Genomic DNA, 18881 nt, shown 5'->3' on the forward strand with positions numbered 1-18881 from the left:
ATGAGGCGAGCCGCGCAAGTGACGTGTCGCCGATGCCGCGTCGAGGGCGGTTCGCGATGCGGTTCAGCGACACGACGTCGAACGGGTTGTCGAGCACCTGCAGGTAGGAGATCGCGTCCTTGATCTCGGCGCGCTCGTAGAACTTCGTGCCGCCGATGACCTGGTAGCCGATCTCGCGGCGCACCAGGTTGTCCTCGAGCACCCGCGACTGGGCGTTGGTCCGGTAGAAGACCGCGATCTCCGCGCGCGACACCCCCTCGTCGACGAGCCGCTCGATCTCCCCCACCACGAACCGGGCCTCGGCGTGCTCGTCCTGGAGCTCGCGCACCTTGACCGGATCGCCCTCACCGAGGTCGGTCCACAGGCTCTTGCCCATCCGCCCGCGGTTGTGCGAGATGACGGCGTTGGCGACGCTGAGGATGGTCTGGGTGGAGCGGTAGTTCTGCTCGAGGCGGACGACGAACGCATCGGAGAAGTCGTCGCGAAAATCGAGGATGTTTCGAATATCCGCCTGTCTGAAGCCAAAAATTGCCTGATCGTCGTCGCCGACGACCGCCAGGTTCCGATGCTCGCCCGCGATGAGCGCCAGCAGGCGGTACTGCGCGTGGTTGGTGTCCTGGTACTCGTCGACGAGGACGTGGCGGAAGCGGCGCCGGTAGTGCTCGGCGACGTCGGGGAAGCGGGTCAGCAGGTCGACCGTGCGGCCGATGAGGTCGTCGAAGTCCAGCGAGTTCGACGACTGGAGCCGCTGCTGGTAGCCCGCGAACACCTCGGCGCAGCGTCGCTCGTAGTCGGTGCCTGCGGCCTCGGCCGCCGTGATCGGGTCGGTCAGCTCGTTCTTCCACGACGAGATCTGGCCGAGCACGCCGCGCGGCGGGTAGCGCTTCGGGTCGAGGTCGAGCTGCTTGGTGATCGTGGTGACCAGGCGCCGGGAATCGTCCGCGTCGTAGATCGAGAAGGTGCTCGACAGGTCCAGGTGCTTGTACTCGCGGCGCAGGATCCGCACGCACATGGAGTGGAAGGTCGACACCCACATCGCGTTCGCCCGGCGCCCGACGAGCGCCGCGACCCGTTCGCGCATCTCGGCGGCGGCCTTGTTGGTGAACGTGATGGCGAGGATCTGCCCGGGGTGGGCACCCTGCGCGAGCTGCCAGGCGATGCGGTGGGTGAGCACCCGGGTCTTGCCCGACCCCGCGCCCGCCACGATGAGCAGCGGCGAGCCGGAGTGCACCACGGCCTCGCGCTGCTGCGGGTTCATCCCCTCGAGCAGCGCTTCGGCCTGCTCGCGGCGCCGGTCGGGCCGGGGGCGGGCCTCGTCCGGCGGGGCGCTCTCCGGACGGCCGCCCTCGGCGCCGTCCGCACCGGTGCGGCGCAGCGCGGTGGTGCCCGCGGCGCCGGCGAGCCGTGCTGCCAGCCCGGCCGCCGCGCTGGGCCGTCCGGAGCTGGGCCGGGACCCCCGGGCCGGCCCGGTGTCAGTGCTACTCATCGCCTGGTCACGCTACCCGCCACCCCCGACGGTCCGGGGCGTGTCCGGGCGGAGTCGCCGGGGCCGCGCCCCCGGAGGACCGCCGTCCGGGTCGTGGCGTGGGGAGCCGCGCGGGGCTAGGCTCCCGCCCGTGCACGCGCCGCGGCGATTTTCCTCCGGGTACCGGACCTCGGTGCCCGTGGTCGACCGCGACTGACTCGCTGCCCACCACCCGCCCCGGAGTCCGAGGACCCCGGGGCGTTCTCGTGCCGGGGTCCGGACGGCTCCGACCCCCTCGGAGGACCACCGCCGTGACCGACACCCCGACCTCGACCGACCCGCCGGCCGACACCACCGTCCCGGAGACCCCCTCCGGGACCGCCGGCGTCCCGAGCGACCTCACACCCGCCACCGCGGACGAGATCCCGGACCTGCGGGTCGAGATCGACGCCATCGACGCCGAGATCCTGCGGTTGGTCAAGCGCCGCACCGAGATCTCCCAGCGGGTCGGGCTCGCCCGGATGAACGCCGGCGGACCGCGGATCGTCTACAACCGCGAGATGCAGGTCCTCGCCCGGTTCCGCGACCTCGGGGCCGAGGGGCGCGAGCTCGCGATGCTCCTGCTGCGCCTCGGCCGGGGGAAGCTCGGGAGTCGCTGACCGGCGAGCCGAACGGTCAACAGACGCCCACCACGCACCGGAGCTGGCATTCTGGACGCATGGAGACGGTCATCGGGCTCATCGCGGCCATCGTCGCGATCCTGGGCCTGCTGGGTGCGGTCGGTTACGGCGGCTACCTGCTGATGCTGCAGTCGGTGGCGACGAAGCGCCCCGGCGCCTCGCACCTCGCGGTGGACGCGCGCAAGCGCCTGCCCGCGGCGGGCGGGCTCACCCTCGGCGCGCTCGTCGCTCTGCTCCTGACGAGCGGGGGCATCACGCCCGACATCATCGGCCTGCTCCTCGGTGGCGGCATCGGATTGTTCTCCGTCAACCAGCTGCAGGCGGCCCGGCGCCGCCTCGCGAACCCGGGATCCTCGGTCTGATCGTCCCGCGTTCCCCCGTCCGGGCCAGCTCGGGCCGGACAGGTGGCCGATTCCGCGACGGATCGTGAGGACGCACAGTCACCGCACTACTCCTGTCCGTCGCCGGACGGTCGACGACAAGCGGTGAACGACCGTCACCTATCCGTGTCCGGCTCGTTGAGACGTGTGACACCCAGTCGTGTCGCTCTGCGTCCGCACGGCGACGGAAAGCGGTCGATCGGCCCATGCGGCCACTCGGCGGCTGGGCCACCCGCGCGCGTCCCAGTAGACAGTTACCTCACGAAGCGAGTCGTTCGGCGGGGGCTGACAGTTCGGGAGTGACGCCGGTGAGCATCTCCGCGTCGATGGGCGGGCCCGGGGAACGCCGGACCCGGGGCATGAGCGGGTGGGCGGGCCTGTACGGCACCGCCGGGTCCGACGACCCCGTCCTGCCGCCGCTTCCCGAGTGCCCTCACCAGCGCGGCCGCACCGGCCGGCACGCCACGGGGATCGCCGTCTCCGAGCTGGTCCTCCGCGACGACACCGGGTCGTTCTCCGCGGCGGGTGCCATCGTCACCTCCGGCGGCCGCATCCGTAGGCACGCCGCTCCGCTGGCCCTGGGCCGCGGCGCCGCCGCCACCCGCGTGACGACGGCGGCGGTGCTCGTCGGCGGGACCGCGCTGGGTGTGGTCGGCGCCGTCGTCGGCCCGGGGAGCCCCGGGGTCGACGACTCCCCCGGCGTCGGTCCGGGCGAGACCCCCGCGGGCGTCGCCCCGGTACCCGGCGTCCTCGGGGGCCTCGGCGCCGCCCGGGCGGCCAACCCGGTCACCGCCGTCGCCTTCAGCACCGTGGCCGCCGAGCTCGGCCTGCCCACCGGCGGATCGCTCGGCGGCCTGCTCGCAGGCACCACGCCCCGCGTGGGCACCACGTCGCTCCCCGGCACCCCCGCCGCCACCGCGCCCGTCCCCGGTTCCGGGGCCGGAGCGGGAGGCGCCACGACGACGCCCGGAGCCGGCGCCGGGGGCGGCACCCCTGTGGTGTCGGGCCCCGTGCTGCCGGGCACGGGCGGGGCCGGTGGCGGCGGGACGGGGAGCGGGTCCGGCGCGGGCGGCACCGGCGCCGGCTCACCCCTGGTCCCGCTCGCCCCGATCGCGGGCGGGCTCGTCACCGACACCGGGGAGACCGTGGGCCGCGTGCTGCCCGGTCCGGTGGGCGGCGTCGTCACCGGGGCGACCGGAGCGGTCGGCGGCGTCGTCTCGGGCGCGGCGCAGCAGGTCATCGCTCCGGTGGGCGCGACGATCGGCGGCACGGTGGACGGCCTGGGCCACGTCACCGGCGGGCTCCCGCTGGTCGGCGGCACCACCGTCGGCCTCACGGACACGCTCTCGGACGCCGTCACGATCGTCACCGGAGGCGGTGCGGCACCGTCCGGACCCGGCGTGGTCGGGACGACGGGCACGCTGCTGAACGACACCGGCTCGACCGTGGGCACCCTCGCCCCGCCCGTCGCGAAGCCGGTCCAGACCGTCACGAGCACCGCCGCGGAGTTCCTCGCCCGCACCTCGAAGGCGGTCACCACGCCGGTGACCGGTGCGGTGAGCACCGTCGGCACGGCGACGGCGGGCGTCCCCGCCGTCGGCCCGACGCTCGAGAAGACGACCGGAACCGTCAGCGGGCTCGTGGGCACCGTGGTGAACGGCGCGGGGTCGACGGGCTCCTCCTCGGGCTCCTCCCCGTCGACGTCCGGCACCGCGTCATCCGGCAACGCGTCATCCAGCACCCCGTCGACGGCGGCGTCGACGGTCGACACCACGGTGAAGAAGACGACGGGGACCGTCGGCGGCCTCGTCGACACCCTCGTCACGAGCACGGGCGGGAGCGGGTCCTCCTCCTCGAGCTCCTCGAGCTCCTCGAGCTCCTCGAGCTCGTCGTCGAAGTCCGACTCCGAATCCTCCGACAGCGGATCGGGCGACTCGACGAAGGCCTCGTCGGACGACTCGAGCTCGAGCTCCTCGTCGTCGTCGTCGTCGGACGACTCCAGCAGCTCCGGCTCGTCCAGCGACTCCGACTCCGGGTCCTCGAGCAGCTCCGACTCCTCGGGCGGTTCCGGCTCCTCGAGCGACTCCGGCTCGTCGACGGGGTCGAGTGACCTCGTCGGCGCCGTGAGCGACACGGCCTCCGGCTTGCTCGGCGGCGCAAACTGAGACCCGCCGCCGCGCCCACCGGGACACAGTTCACCCGAGCGTGGGATCCCTCCGGTCGTGACCTCTACCCTGATCCCTCGACAGGGCCCTCGGGGTCCGAAGGCTCGGGCGGAGGGAGGCCGGTGACACCTCGTCGCGTCGTCGCCGGGCGGTATCGCCTCGAGGAGCGGATCGGGTCGGGCGCGATGGGGGTCGTCTGGCGCGGGACCGACGAGCGGCTCGGCCGCGTCGTCGCCGTCAAGCAGGTCTTCCTGAACCAGGGTCTCGACGAGAGTGAGGCGGACGAGGTCCGCCAGCGCACCCTGCGCGAGGGGCGCATCGCCGCCCGGTTGCAGCACCCCCACGCGATCTCCGTCTTCGACGCCTCCATCGAGGGCGACGAGCCGTGGCTCGTCATGGAGTACCTCCCCTCGCGCAGCCTCGCGGCGATGCTCGGCGAGCAGGGCCCGCTCGATCCGCGGCTCGTGGCCCGGATCGGCCGCCAGGTCGCCGACGCCCTGGACGCCGCCCACCAGGCAGGCATCGTCCACCGCGACGTGAAGCCCGGGAACGTCCTCATCGGGGCCGACGGCACCGTCAAGATCACCGACTTCGGCATCTCGCGCGCCACCGGGGACCTGACGCTCACCCGCACCGGCATGCTCGCGGGCACTCCGGCCTACCTCGCCCCCGAGGTCGCACGCGGCGACGACTCCACGTTCGCCTCCGACGTGTTCTCCCTGGGCGCGACGCTCTACGCGGCCGTCGAGGGCGTCCCGCCCTTCGGGTCCGAGGACAACGCCCTCGCCCTGCTCCACTCGGTCGCGGCCGGTGCGGTGAACCCGCCGGTGCAGGCGGGCCCGTTGACCGCGCTGCTCATGCGGCTGCTGCGCGCCGACCCGAGCGAGCGCCCGACCCCCTCGGAGGCCCGCCGCGAGCTGGGCCGCATCGCGCACTCCGCGGGCTCCGCCTCCACGGCGGGCTGGGCCCGGGCGGACCTCGACGAGGCCGACGCGCGCATCCCCGATTCCCGGCGCTCGGCCGAGTCGGACCCCGTCACCCCCGGCGGCCGGGGCAGGCCCGGTCCGCCGCCGGCGACGTGGCGCGGCAGCCCCTTCGACGTCGAGCCCGTCCCCGGCCCCGTCGAGGCCCCCGGGCCGGGTACCCCGCCGTCGCGGGGACCGGTCCAGCAGCCCGAGCGCGGCTCGGGGCCCCGTCCGGTGCGCGCCGAACCACCGCCCGCCGCCGCGACGAGGACGCGGCGGCGGCCGACCACGCTCGTCGTCGTCGCCGTCCTCGCCCTGGCGCTGCTGGCCGGCATCCTCGCCGCCGTCGTGCTCGCCGGGCCGCCGAGCACGGAGGAGTCCTCCTCGTCCCCCGGCGCGTCCCTCGGCTCCGCCCCCACCAGCGCGCCGGTGGACGAGCGCGTGGCGATGGTGGCCGCGGTGCGCGACTACTACGGCGTCGTCGCGGGGAACGCCGCCGCAGGCTGGGCCCGGCTCGGACCGAACCAACAGCGCTCGTCGGGCGGCTACACCGCCTACCAGGGGTTCTGGTCGACGATCGACTCGGTCCAGGTCACCCAGGCCACGGCGGTCGACGACACCACGGTGCGCGCGACGCTGCTCTTCAACCCGCGCGGTCGCTCCGCGATCCGCGAGACCCACCAGCTCGGCATGACGCGCGGCGCCAACGGGGCGTGGCTCATCGACTCCGACCGGCCGCTCTCCTCGGGGTCCTGAGCCCTACACCAGCCTGCGGTCGGTGGCCCACCGCGAGAGCTCGTGGCGGTTCGAGGACTGCGTCTTGCGCAGCACGCTCGACACGTGCGTCTCGACCGTCTTGATCGAGATCACGAGCTCGGCGGCGATCTCCTTGTAGGCGTAGCCGCGGGCGAGCAGGCGCAGCACGTCGCGCTCCCGGCGGGTGAGCCGGTCGACCTCGGGGTCCACCGGGGGCGCGGCCCCGGGGCGCTCGGCGAACGCGTCCAGGACGAAGCCCGCGAGCCGCGGGCTGAACACCGGGTCGCCGGCCCGCACCCGGCGGACCGCGTCCGCGAGGTCGCGACCGGAGATCGTCTTGGTGACGTAGCCGCGGGCCCCGGCGCGGATGACGGAGATGACGTCCTCGGCGGCGTCGGACACCGACAGCGCGAGGAACACGACGTCGGGATGGTCGACGCGGGTGCGGGCGAGCACCGCGGCCCCGCCGCCCTCGGGCATGTGGACGTCGAGCAGCACGACGTCCGGGCGGTAGTGCCCGATGCCCGCGACCGCCTCGCCGACCGAGCCGGCCTCGCCGACGACGGTGACCCCGGACGCCGCCGGACCCTCCAGCTCGGCGCGCACCCCACGACGGAACAGGGCGTGGTCGTCGACGATGAAGACGCGGGCGGGCCCGTCGTCGTCCGGCGTGCTCATGCCACCTCACTGGTCGTGCGGTCGGTGTTCTCGGGAGCGGGTGCGGCGCGCGGCAGGGTGAGCGCCACTTCGGTGCCGTCCCCGGGCGCGGTGCGCAGGCGCACGGTGCCACCGTGGCGCTCGACGCGGGCCCGGATCGAGTCGGCCAGGCCGTGCCGGTCGGCGGGGACGGCGTCGGGGGCGAATCCGCAGCCCCGGTCGCGGACGAACACCGCCACCTCACCGCCGTCGTCGGGGCCCTCGACCTCGGCGTACACGCTGATCTCGTCCACCCCGGCGTGCTTGGCGGCGTTGACCATCGCCTCCCGTGCGGCGGCGACGAGGGCCGCGGTCCGGGCGTCGTGCGCGGCGTCCCCCACGACGACGGGTGCCACCGTCACCGCGAACGCGTCCTCGACCTCTCCGGCGGCCGCGCGCAGGGCGGCCCCGAAGCAGGTCGCCGTGGCCGGGTCCTCGCCGGTGTCCTCCGGTCCCGCCGGACGCTCGCGCTCGCCGTAGAGCCACTCGCGCAGCTCGCGCTCCTGCCTGCGGGCCAGGCGGCGGACCTCGCGCACGGCGGGCGCGTCGTCGTCCCCGGTCTCGGTGTGCCGCTGGATGAGCGCGAGGGTCTGCAGGACCGAGTCGTGCAGGTGGGCCGCGATCTCGGCGCGTTCCTCGGAGCGGATGCGCTCACGCCGCTCGGCGGTCAGCTCGCGGGCCAGGCGCATCCACCACGGGACGGTGAGCACGACGACCCCGACGAGCGTCGCCGTCGCCGCGAGCAGCCCGAACTGCACCGCCCCCACGTCGAGGCGGCCCAGCAGGAAGACCGTGATACCCCCGGCGACCAGGACCGCACCGAGGACCGCCCGCAGGACCCCGCCACGGCCGGCGACGATCCGGGGCCGACCGCGGCGCCCGCCCCGGGACCCACCCGCCGCGTCCCCGTCGGCCTCGCGCCACACCACGGCCGCGCCGACCAGCGCGATCCCGAGCGGGCCCAGCACCCAGCCGGAGATCTGGTCACCGACCGCGGAGAGCACCAGGGCCAGCGCGAGCCCGAGCGCGACGAGCCCGTAGCCGCGGATCCGGTCGCGGTCGTCGACCTCGCGCTCGGTGCCCGCCGGCTCCATCGGGCAGCAGGCCCAGAGCCCGCCGTAGGCGAGCACCCCGGCGCCGCCGAGGGCGCAGAGCAGCGTGAACACCACGCGCACCCGCAGCACCGGCACTCCGAGGTGGTCCGCCACCCCGCCGGCCACCCCCGCGACGACGGCGCCCCGGCGGTGGCGCAGCACCCGGTGGGCGGGCTCCGGCGCCTCCGTGTCGGTGGCAGCGCCGGACCCCGCCTCGCGCGGCGACTCGGGCGTGGTCACGGAGCCATCGTCACACGACGACGCCCCACCGGGCCTCGGGATCGACCGGACGGCGACCCCGGGAAAACCCGGGGTCCCCCGAGCCGAAGACCGGGGAGCACCCGGACGCCCGGGCGGCCGCGCTGCGCGACGCTCGACTCCCGACGGCGTCACGCGACGCCGAGGACGGACGGCGCCGTCGCAGACACGGACGCCGGTTGACGGAGAGGATGGAGCCCATGAGCGGGCCGGCCGGAACACAGCGCGGGGACCGCGCCAGGGCGGGGACCGACGTGGCGGGGGTCGCGCGCTCGGCGTGGGACACCCGGCCGGCGCGCCGCGGAGAGGACAGCAAGCTCGCCGGGGTCGCCGGAGCGATCGCCCGGCGCTACGACCTGGACCCGACGCTCGTGCGGGTCGCGTTCGCGGTCTGGACGATCGTGGGCGGCGGGCTGCTGCTCTACCTGCTCGGCTGGCTGGTGCTCCCGCCGGACCCGGCCGACCCGCCCCGGCGGGACCGCGCGGCGGGCCGGCGGGCGGCCCGCCGGGCGCACGACGACCCGCACCACGTCGGACGGCCCGCGGGCCCGCCCGTGCTCGTCATCATCCTGACCGTGGTCGTCGCCGCCGGGACCCTGGCCCCGGCGTTCTCCGGCCGGGTCGTCACGCTGGTCGCCCTCGGCCTGGCCGGCCTCGCGCTCTACCTCGTGCACACCGCGCGGGCCGATCTGGGCGTCCCGGGCACGCCGGGGGCGGCGGGTCCGCTCGCCGCGCCGTGGGCCGGGCCCGAGGGCGAGCCGTGGGCCGACGACGAGGTCCCCCTCACCTGGGACCCGCTCGGCGCCGCCCCCCGCGGCTGGAGCCTGCCCGACGAGCCGCCGCGCCGCGCCCCCGCCGGCGACCCGGTGCGCCGTCCCCGGTCGGTCCTGACGCCGGTCACCCTCGCGCTGGCCCTGGTCGCGGCCGGGCTCGCCGGGGTGGCCCTGCTGACCGGGGTGCCCGGCGCGAACCCGCTGTGGATCCCGGCGGCCGCGCTCGCCGTCGTCGGGCTCGGGCTCGTCGTCTCCTCGATCGCGGCGCGCCGACCGCGCCGCGGCCTGGTCATCGCGGCCGTCCCGCTGATCGTCGTGACCGTGCTGGGGTCGCTCGCGGCCGCCCAGCCGGGCTGGGACGCGGCGTGGACCGACCAGGACGGCGCCGTGTCCCGGGGTGCGGGCGACGTCACCGCGGCCCCGACGTTGCCCGCGACGGTCGCGCCGGAGTACCGCACGGGGCTCGGCGACATCGACCTCGACCTGTCCCGCCTCGTCGTTCCCCCGGTCTCCGTCCCGTCCGTCCCGGCGGCGCCGGTCCGCACCACCGTGGAGAGCGGCGCAGGCGACGTGACGGTGCGGGTCCCCGCGACCGCCGACGTCACCGTGAGCTGCTCGACCGGGCTCGGGGACATGAACTGCCTCGGCGCGACGTCGGACGTCACGAACCGCGTCGACCTCGGCCCCGACGGACCGGGCGGGCCCGCCGTCGACCTCACGGTGCGCAGCGGCGCAGGCGACCTGGCGGTGACCCGTGGCTGAGCCGACCGACCGGACCGGCGCAGGCCCCGCCTCCTGGCACACCCCGGACTCGCCCTACACGGTGCACGCGGACGCCGCCCTGGCCACCGCGCCGCCCCCGTCCCAGCGACGGTTCGACCCGCTCGCGCTGCTCGTCGGTCTGGTGTCGCTCGCGGTGGCGGTGCTCGCCGTCGCCGCCCCCGGGGTCCTGGCCTCGGTGGACCCGCGATGGGTCCTCGCGGGCGCGGCCGTCGTCGTGGGCGCCGGGGCGCTCCTGACGACGGTGCGGCGGCACCGCTGAGCGCCGGGCCCACCCGCGACCCGCGCGAGGGGAACCCTCGGTCGGCTAGAACGGCCGAGGGTTCCCCTCGTGCATGCCCAGACCCCGGAGGCCGCCCGTGCAGATCGATCTCCACGTCCACGACGCGGACGTGCTCACCCTCGACGGTCCCGGCACCGGATCCCGCGCCCGCGGGCTGGCCGTCCACCAGGGCCGGGTGCTCGCGGTCCTCCCCGACGGGTCGCTGCCCGCCGGGGTGACGGCGCGGCGCAGCGCGGGCTGCGGCGGCGCGGTCGTCGTGCCCGGCTTCGGGGACGCCCACAACCACATGGCCTGGTTCGGCCAGACCCTCGCCGAGATCGACCTCTCCGATGCGCGGACCCTCGACGAGGTCTACGGCGCGGTGGCCGCCCGGGCGGCCACGCTCCCGGGGGACGCGTTCGTCCTCGGCGCCGGGTACGACGACGTCGTCCTCGGCGGCTCCCCGCACCACGCCTCGCTCGACCGCGCCGCGGGTGGTCGCCCGGTCCGGCTGCAGCACCGGTCGGGGCACGTCTGCGCCGGGTCGAGCGAGGCGTTACGCCGGGCCGGGATCCTCGGCGCGTCCGGCCGGCGCGGGCCGGTGGGGGTCCCGGAGGGCGGGAAGGTGGTGCTCGACGACGACGGCGTCCCGACCGGCGTCGTCGAGGAGGCCGCGCAACCGCTGCTCGCGGACCTGCTCCGCCCGTTCGCCGTGGACGACGTCGCCGAGGCGCTCTCCCGCGCCTCGCAGGTCTACGCCGCGCAGGGCCTCACGCACGTCACCGAGTGCGGCATCGCGGGCGGCTTCATCGGCCGCACGCCCCGTGAACTGGCGGCCTACCAGCTGGCCCGGGAGCGGGGTGGCCTGCTCCAGCGGGTCGTGGTGATGCCGGTCGACGGCGCGCTGCACGACGTCGCGGGCGGGGACGGGGTGGGCCTCGATCTCGGGGTGCGCACCGGGTTCGGCGACGACGACCTCCGGGTCGGCCCCATGAAGATCTTCTTTGACGGTGCGCTGAGCTCCCGGACCGCGGCGATGAACGACCCGTTCCACGACCGCGACCACGCCGGCTACTTCCAGGACGACCCGGCGCACATGCACGGGATGGTCGTCGGCGCCCACCTCGCGGGCTGGACCGTCGCCGCCCACGCGATCGGCGACCGCGCCGTCGCCGCCGCGCTCGACGCGTTCGCCGACGCCCAGGCCCGGCTCCCGCGCCCGGAGGTCCGGCACCGGATCGAGCACGCCGCGGTGGTCTCGGACTCCGAGGTGCTCCGGTTCGCCGCGCTCGGGGTCACCCCCGTGCCGCAGGCCCGCTTCCTGTACGAGATCGGCGACTCGATGATCGCCGCGGTCGGGGACGAGCGCGCGGAGCTGCTCTACCGGCACGCGTCGTTCGTGAACGCCGGGCTGCGGGTGCCTGCCTCGTCGGACCGGCCGTGCGTCGCCGACGGGGCGCCGCTGCGGACGATGCAGTCGATGGTGGAGCGGCTGACGGCGTCGGGACGGGCGCTCGGCCCCGGGGAGCGGGTCGACGCCGTGACCGCGCTGCGCGCCCTGACCGCGGACACCGCGTGGATCGCCGGGGACGAGGACCGCCGGGGCGCGCTGGCTCCGGGGATGCTGGCCGACCTGGTGGTGCTCGGTGACGACGTGACGCGGGTCGACGCGCACCGCATCGGCGACACCGAGGTCGTGGCGACGCTGCGCGGCGGCGAGTGGACGCACGGGTCCGAGCGGATGTCCTAGGACCCTGTGTCAGCGATCGCCGGCACCGGGGCGGGCACCCGCACCCCCGAACGCCGCGCCGCGAGCCGGGAGAACCCGGGGATCGCGGAGAGCACCCGCAGCACCGCGGGCGGGCCGACCACCCCGGAGGCGTTGCGCTGCGCGGCCGCCTGCTCGGTCCGCACCTGGCGCCGCTGCTCGGCCTCGACCCCCGGCCGCCGGACCTCCTCCAGCCGCGCGGCGGCCGCGTCCACCTCGTCGGGCGCGGCGTCGCCCAGCAGCGGGTCCACCACCTGGTTCGCCAGCTCCGCCGCGTCGGCGAGCGCCAGGTTGATCCCGTTCCCCCCGACCGGCGACACCACGTGCGCGGCGTCCCCGATCAGCACCAGCCCCGGTCGCGACCAGGACTCCACCGTCGTGATCCGCACCGGCAGCAGCGTCAGGTCGTTCACCGACCCGAGCGCCGCCCGCAGCCGCGGCGCGAGCCACGGCAGCACCGCCTCCACGGCGTCGACGAGCGCCCCGACGCCCGCCTCGCGCACCGACGGGTACGACCCGGCGGGGATCGACCACCCCACCTGCCACTCGCTCGCCCCCTGGTCGAGCAGCGCGATCGTCCCGCCGGGGCGGGCGAAGAGGTCGAGCCCGGAGTACGCGGGGTCGTCGTCGTGCCGCTCGACCGCGAACCACAGCAGGTCCAGGCTCGCCCCGAGCTCGGTCGCCTCGATCCCCGCCGCCGAGCGGACCTTCGAGGACCGCCCGTCGGCGCCGACGACGAGGTCCGCGTCGAGCCGGTGGGTGGTCGCCTCGACGGTGTACTCGACACCGGTCACGCGCCCCGTCCCGGACTCCACCAGCGACGAGAACCGGGCCCCCTGCATGACCGTCGCCCCGTAGGCCTCGGCACGCGCGGCCAGCCACGGCAGGAACCGGGCCTGCGGGATGAGCGCGTAGAAGGGGAAGCGGCGGCTCGCGCCGCGGTAGTCGACGAGCTCGTAGGTCCGGTCCGGGGTGTGCCAGCGGAACATGTCCGAGCGCCGGTGCGGGACCTCGGCGAGCAGGTCCCGCGCGAGCCCCAGGTCGTCGAGGTACTCCAGCACCCCGGGCGCGAGCGTGTCGCCGCGGAACCGGCGCGCGAAGTCGTGCCGCGCCTCGAGCAGGGTCACCGCCACGCCGCCACGCGCCAGCAGGTAGGTGAGCAGCACCCCGCCCGGTCCGCCACCGACTACGACCGCACGCCCACCCACCCGTGCACGCTAACCCCGCCGCGGGAGGCGCCGCCCGGGAAGCGCTCAGGGCCTCGCCGCGTGCCTGCCGCGCGCGACGGTCCAGGCCGCCACCTCGGGGGGCAGCCCGCGCGGGACGGGCAGGACGTCCGGTGTCGGGGACCCGGAGGCGTCGTCGTCCTCGGGGCGCCCGGAGCGGTGGTCACGCGGCACGAAGGTGATCAGCTCACGGCACCCGACGTCGAGCAGCTCCTCGACGAGGGCCTCGGTCCGGTCCCGCCCGACCAGCAGCCGCACGGTGCTCCACCCGGGCGAGAGCGTGCTGATCTCCGGCGGGCGGGTCGATCCCGCGAGCTCGGTGGTGCGCTCGACCAGGGACGTCGGGCAGTCGTACTGGAGCAGGTCCGTCCCGCTGGCCGTGCCCGCGGCCCGCAGCCGGGCGAGCAGCTGCTGCTTGACCCGCAGCGTCGCCTGGTCGCCGGGGGTGCGTCCGTCGATGACGAGGAGGTGCCCGGTGCGGATCCCGGCGAGGCGCCGCATCGCCGGCAGTGGTCGCGCCATCTCGGCCCGGGGGTCGATGAGGGCGGCCACGGCGTCGGCGATGCCGAGGGCGACCGCGTGCTCGGCCGGATCGAGGGGGATGACGCGCTCGGCGGCGATCGCGGAGGTCGCGAGGTGGCGGCGCACCACGTTCGGGAGCGGGGTGGCGACCCGCGCGCCGTTGAGGTCGCCCTCGGTGTCGATCCTCGGGTCGGAGGTGAACAGCGCCAGCTCGTGGCGTCCGACGTCCAGGTCGAGCGCCACCGGGACCGCCATCGACGCCTCGTCCACGGTGAGCGATCCGGCGAGCGCGAGGTGCAGCTCGCCCTCCGCCGCGTAGATCGGGATGTCCCGCTCGGGCAGGGCGAAGATCTTCACGGGCGGTGCGGCGAGGCCCGGGGCGACGAGCTCACCGGCCGGCGAGGTGCCGTAGCCGGTGGCGTCCAACAGCGCCCGGGCCGCGGCCGCGACCACTCCGCGTTCGGGGACAGCGATCCGCAGCGTCACGGGCCACCTTCGGAGGTCATCAGCGTAGAAGCCGAGTGAGGAAGACTAGTCCGGGGTCCCCCGATCGGGACCTCGGGGTGGCGACGCTGCCTCCCTACAGTTTGCGCAACCGCAGCAGCGCGTCCGCAAGCACCTCGTCCCGCTTGCAGCAGGCGAACCTGACCTGCGTCTCGACCCCCGCCGCGGACGCATGGAAGACCTGGTTCGGCACCGCCGCCACGCCGACCCGCGCCGGCAGCGCGCGGCAGAACGCCAGCGAGTCGGTCTCCCCGAGCGGCGCGATGTCGGCGGTGACGAAGTAGGTCGCCCTGGAGTGGTAGACCTCCATGCCCAGCTCGCGCAGACCGTCGGTGAGCAGGTCCCGCTTGACCTGGAGGTCGCGGCCCAGGGCCACGAACCGGTCGTCGGGCAGCTCCAGGCCCACCGCCACCGCATGCTGCAGCGGCGTCCCGGAGGCGAACGAGAACCACTGCTTGACGTTCAGCACCCGCTCGATCAGCTCCGCGGGCCCGGTCGCCCAGCCGATCTTCCAGCCCGTCACCGAGAACGTCTTGCCCGCCGAGGAGACGGTGACCGTCCGCTCGGCCATGCCGGGCAGCGTCGAGATCGGGATGTGGATCTCGTCGTCGAACAGCAGGTGCTCGTAGACCTCGTCGGTGATCACCTGGAGGTCGTGCTCGCGGGCCACGTCGGCCACGGCCTCCAGCTCGGCCCGCGAGAGCACCGCCCCGGTCGGGTTGTGCGGGGAGTTCAGCAGGATGACCTTCGTCCGGTCGGTCACCGCCGCGCGGAGCAGCTCCGGGTCGAGCCGGTAGTCCGGCGCCGAGATGCGCACCGGCACCAGCGAGGCCCCGACGAGCGCGCAGGTCGCGGCGTAGAGGTCGTAGAACGGCTCGAGCGCGATCACCTCGTCGCCCCGCCCCACGAGCGCCATCAGCGCCGACGAGAGCGCCTCCGAAGCGCCCGCGCAGACCACGACCTGCGACGCCGGGTCGAGCTCGATCCCGTAGAAGCGGCGCTGGTGGGCGCAGATCACCTCGCGCAGCGCGGGGACACCGATCGCCGGCGGGTACTGGTTGAGCCCGCGGTGCATCGCGGCGACGGCGGCGTCGACCACCTCCCGCGGCCCGGGGGTGTCCGGGAAGCCCTGGCCGAGGTTGATGGCGTCGTACTCGACGGCCAGGGCGGACATCTCGCTGAAGATCGTCGTCGCCATGGTGGTCCATCCTCGCCGGTAGGTCGGCAGACCACCACCACGCGTCCCGGGTCCGGCTCGACGGCGAGCACCCGCTCGGTTCAGACGACAGCGGTCTCCCCCCAGATGTCCTCGAGGTAGCGCCCGTTGGCCCGCAGCCCGGCGAACCAGGCCTCGGCGTCGGCCTCGCTCGCGAGCGTCTTGGCCCGGAACACCGAGGTCAGCGCGGCGCGCACCCCGGGCGCCATGGTCGCGGCGTTGCCGCAGACGTAGACGACGGCGTCGTTCCCCAGCAGGTCCCAGACGGCGTCGGCGTCGGCCTCCAGGGCGTGCTGCACGTAGCGGTGCGGATAGCCCGGCACTCGGGAGCACGCGGTGAGCAGCCGGGCCACGCCCTCCTTCTCGTAGCCGGCCAGCTCGTCGGCGTAGAGCAGGTCGTCCTCCGGGTCGCGGCAGCCGAGCACCAGCAGCGACTCCGCGATCGGCACCCCCCGCGCCGCGAGGGCCCCGCGTTCCTGGCAGAACCCGCGGAACGGGGCCATCCCGGTGCCCGCCCCGACCATGATCATGGGCCGGTGCGGGTTCTCCGGGGGCCGGAACGCGATCGAGGGCTCGCGGACGAGCGCGTAGACGGTCCCGCCCTCCGGCACCGCGGCCAGGTGGGTGGAACAGGTGCCCCGGTAGCGGCCCTCGCCGCGGCGGGCGGGCTCGTCGAGCACCCCGACGGTCAACGACGCGTCCGCCGACGCCGCGGGCGCCGAGGAGATCGAGTAGTACCGCGGGCGCAGGGCGGGCAGCAGGTCGAGGAACCCGGCGAAGTCCAGCGTGGCCTCGGGGTGGGACTCGCAGAGCTCCAGGAAGGTGCGTCGCGGCGCGGCGATCCGCTCCCGGTAGCGGGCACGGGCGGCGTCGTCGGTCGTCGCCAGCCCGGCCAGCTCGTCGCGGGCGGCGCCCGGCGGCATCGACGCGGCCAGCGCGGACAGCTGCGGGCGGGTCGCCGCGTCCTGCAGCTCGACGCAACCGGCGAGGATCCCCAGCAGCGGGTAGGGCTCGCCGGTGGGCAGGTGCGTCGGCGCGCCGCCGGTCGCGCGCAGCGTCACGTACTGGCCCGCGTCGAGCCGGAACCGCGCGATCACCCGGTTCAGCAGCGACACCTCGTTGCGCGGGAGCACGCCCAGGTGATCCCCCGCCTGGTAGGTCGTCCCCGCGGGGAGCGCGACCTCCACGTGGCGGACCGACCGCCCGCCGGGCGTCCCGGCCTTCGCGGTGAGCTCCCGGTTCACGACGACGGTGGCGGGCACCGCGCGGAACGACCGCACGACGGGGCTGGCGGAGCGACGGTTCTCCACCGCCTCGACGGTCAGCCGCGGCCCGCCGACGCCGGCGGCGGCGTCCGAGGCCGAGACCCCGCACGCGGTCCCCAGCGCGTCCCACAGGCCGTCGTACCAGGACTGGAACTGGCCGTCGAAGTCGCCGCGGGCGTCCCCCTCACCACGCGGGTGCACGCGGGTCGCCCCCGCCGCCTCGAGCCGCGCGTCGAGCATCGTCGGGATCGCCTGGTAGGTCGACGCCCAGTCCCGGTTGCCGCACCCGAACACGGTGTAGCGGACCCCGGAGGCGTCCGCCTTCGGGCCGCGGGCCCAGCCACAGAAGGCCTCGGCGTTGTCCGGCGGCATCCCGTTGTAGGAGGCGGTCACGACGACGACGGCGCCCTCGGTCGGCAGGTCCGCGCGCGACGGGGACGCCTCGCCCATCCGGACCGCACCGACGCGGTCGTCGAGCGCCGCGACCGTCGTCGCCCAGCCGCGGTCGGTGCCGTCGCGGGCGATCCGGGTGGCGATGTCCTCGGCGGTCCCGAGGTTGGAGCCGAACAGCACGAGCAGCGGGGTGCCGTGGCGGTCCCCGACGTCAGGGGTCGGGACAGCACTCGCCGGAGTGGATGTGCCCGCTCGCTCGTCAGATGACAGCAATGGACCGTTGCTGACGCGGGTGCCGGTCGTCCGCCCGGCGCGCGGGCGCACCTGGATCGTCAGGCCATCCGGTTTGAGGGTGAGGCTCTCCTTGATCTTGAGCTGATAGGCCGCGGAATCGACCAACTCGAAGCGCTGCAGCACCATCGCCAGCACGAGGATCGCCTCCTGCAGGGCGAACTGGCGCCCGATGCAGGCCCGCACCCCGGAGCCGAACGGCTTGTAGGCGTTGGCGGGCCTGCCGTCGCGGGCCTCGGGGGCGAAGTGCTCCGGGTTGAACTCCCAGGCGTCGTCGCCCCAGATCCCCTTGTCGCGATGGAGCATCAGCGACAGCGCGATGATCGGGGTGCCCGCCCGGAACTCGTAGCCGCCGACCGTCGTGTCCTCGAGCGGCTGGCGGGTGAACGCCGGTGCCGTCGGCCAGAGGCGCAGCGTCTCCTCGAGGATCTGCGTGACGTAGCCGAGCTTCCCGATCTGCTGCGCCGTCGGGGCCACCGACAGGTCCGTGCCGAGGACCTCGTCCACCTCGGCCTGCGCCCGCGCGACCACCTCCGGTTCCTTGAGCAGGTACGAGATCGCGAAGGAGAGCAGTCCGCTCGTCGTCTCGTGGCCCGCGATGAGGAACGTGATGCACTGCGAGATGATGTTGTGGTCGGGCAGCGGCTTCCCGGCCTTGTCCTTGCCGACCAGCATGTGCCCCAGCAGGTCCTCGCCGGGGTCGCCGGATGCGCGGCGATCGGTGAGGATCGACTGCACCGTGTCCTGCATGTAGCGCATGTCGGCGAGGAGCTTGCGGTCCGCGCCGCGCCGGAACCGCTGCACCGCCGGGGGGATGCGCATCCGCGCCTGGCTCTCGGTGAGCGCGCCGACCATCGCCTCGACGAACGGGTGCTGGGTGTCGCGGTAGAACGAGTTGAACCGGTAGCCGAACCCGCAGAGCGCGATCGTGTCGAGGGTCAGCCGGGTCATGTCCGCGGTGACGTCGATGGACTCGCCCGGGTTCAGCCGGTCCCACTTGAGCAGCAGCTGATCGGCGATGTCGACCATCATCGGCACGTACGCGCGGATCGCCCGCTGCGAGAACGCCGGCAGCAGGATCTCGTGGGCGCTCTTCCAGAGCGGGTCGTCCGAGTCCGCGGTGAACAGTCCCGCCGACTCCTGGCTCTTGCGCAGCTCGCGCTGGCCCTCGCCGACGTACTTGATGAAGCGCGAGTCGTCGCAGAGGTCGTCGACCATCTCGAGCCCGGAGGCCACGTACCGCGCGCCGTCCGCGGCCTGCAGCTTGAGCATCGTCCCGTACTCGGTCGACAGCTCCATGAGCCGCTGCATCATGCGGCCGCTCGGCATGTCCAGCATGTTGCCGATCACCGGGTACGGCTTCGGGCCGGGGATCGGGCGGGCGCCCTCGGGACGGTCGGGGATCGATGAGGCCACGAGAGG

Annotated in this window: 14 protein-coding genes; 7 read left to right on the forward strand and 7 right to left on the reverse strand. The window is 75.1% G+C overall.

Features of this window, described 5'->3' with window-relative positions; genetic code table 11:
* Positions 1-1486, reverse strand: a 1486-nt coding sequence (locus VGI02_RS19735) for an ATP-dependent helicase (protein WP_414638321.1), incomplete at its 3' end; no start/stop codon positions are given.
* 290 nt (positions 1487-1776) lie between these two features.
* Here VGI02_RS19735 and VGI02_RS19740 point away from each other — a divergent pair.
* The 4 genes from VGI02_RS19740 (at position 1777) to VGI02_RS19755 (ending at position 6411) form a co-directional block, all read left to right on the forward strand.
* Positions 1777-2124 carry a chorismate mutase gene (locus VGI02_RS19740; protein WP_331629992.1) on the forward strand — a complete coding sequence of 116 codons (348 nt, stop codon included), beginning with the start codon at positions 1777-1779 and terminating at the stop codon, positions 2122-2124.
* A gap of 59 nt (positions 2125-2183) precedes the next feature.
* A complete protein-coding gene (locus VGI02_RS19745) occupies positions 2184-2507 on the forward strand; it encodes a hypothetical protein (RefSeq protein ID WP_331629994.1) in 324 nt (107 codons plus the stop codon).
* Between the two features lie 326 nt (positions 2508-2833).
* Positions 2834-4690: a hypothetical protein gene (locus tag VGI02_RS19750; RefSeq protein WP_331629996.1), complete on the forward strand. Its 1857-nt coding sequence runs from the start codon at positions 2834-2836 to the stop codon at positions 4688-4690.
* 122 nt (positions 4691-4812) lie between these two features.
* Complete coding sequence (locus tag VGI02_RS19755; protein WP_331629998.1) at positions 4813-6411, forward strand: serine/threonine-protein kinase; 1599 nt, start codon at positions 4813-4815, stop codon at positions 6409-6411.
* A gap of 3 nt (positions 6412-6414) precedes the next feature.
* Here VGI02_RS19755 and VGI02_RS19760 read toward each other — a convergent pair whose 3' ends face one another.
* Both VGI02_RS19760 and VGI02_RS19765 read right to left on the reverse strand, forming a co-directional pair.
* Positions 6415-7089 (reverse strand): response regulator, encoded by a 675-nt coding sequence (locus VGI02_RS19760; RefSeq protein ID WP_331630000.1) that lies wholly within the window; start codon positions 7087-7089, stop codon positions 6415-6417.
* On the reverse strand, positions 7086-8441 hold the full coding sequence (locus VGI02_RS19765; protein WP_414638322.1) for an ATP-binding protein: 1356 nt from the start codon (positions 8439-8441) through the stop codon (positions 7086-7088). Before VGI02_RS19765 ends, VGI02_RS19760 begins: the two co-directional genes overlap by 4 nt.
* Positions 8442-8659: 218 nt before the next feature.
* Between VGI02_RS19765 and VGI02_RS19770 the strand changes: the two genes are divergently transcribed.
* From VGI02_RS19770 to VGI02_RS19780, 3 genes are all read left to right on the forward strand, one after another.
* Complete coding sequence (locus VGI02_RS19770; protein WP_331630002.1) at positions 8660-9994, forward strand: PspC domain-containing protein; 1335 nt, start codon at positions 8660-8662, stop codon at positions 9992-9994.
* Positions 9987-10274 carry a hypothetical protein gene (locus VGI02_RS19775; protein ID WP_331630004.1) on the forward strand — a complete coding sequence of 96 codons (288 nt, stop codon included), beginning with the start codon at positions 9987-9989 and terminating at the stop codon, positions 10272-10274. The genes VGI02_RS19770 and VGI02_RS19775 overlap by 8 nt, the downstream gene beginning before the upstream one ends.
* Before the next feature lie 97 nt (positions 10275-10371).
* Complete coding sequence (locus VGI02_RS19780) at positions 10372-12024, forward strand: amidohydrolase (protein ID WP_331630006.1); 1653 nt, start codon at positions 10372-10374, stop codon at positions 12022-12024.
* Here the strand turns inward: VGI02_RS19780 and VGI02_RS19785 are convergent.
* The 4 genes from VGI02_RS19785 to VGI02_RS19800 form a co-directional block, all read right to left on the reverse strand.
* Positions 12021-13250 (reverse strand): FAD-dependent monooxygenase, encoded by a 1230-nt coding sequence (locus tag VGI02_RS19785; RefSeq protein WP_331630008.1) that lies wholly within the window; start codon positions 13248-13250, stop codon positions 12021-12023. The genes VGI02_RS19780 and VGI02_RS19785 overlap by 4 nt on opposite strands.
* A gap of 45 nt (positions 13251-13295) precedes the next feature.
* Positions 13296-14276: a hypothetical protein gene (locus VGI02_RS19790; RefSeq protein ID WP_331630010.1), complete on the reverse strand. Its 981-nt coding sequence runs from the start codon at positions 14274-14276 to the stop codon at positions 13296-13298.
* A gap of 94 nt (positions 14277-14370) precedes the next feature.
* Positions 14371-15492, reverse strand: coding sequence for an aminotransferase class I/II-fold pyridoxal phosphate-dependent enzyme (locus VGI02_RS19795; protein ID WP_331630012.1), 1122 nt, complete (start codon positions 15490-15492; stop codon positions 14371-14373).
* Between the two features lie 80 nt (positions 15493-15572).
* On the reverse strand, positions 15573-18875 hold the full coding sequence (locus VGI02_RS19800) for a bifunctional cytochrome P450/NADPH--P450 reductase (protein ID WP_331630014.1): 3303 nt from the start codon (positions 18873-18875) through the stop codon (positions 15573-15575).
* Between the last annotated feature and the right edge of the window lie 6 nt (positions 18876-18881).

Source organism: Actinomycetospora sp. (genome assembly GCF_036497245.1).
In the GTDB taxonomy this organism is placed as follows: Bacteria; Actinomycetota; Actinomycetes; order Mycobacteriales; family Pseudonocardiaceae; genus Actinomycetospora.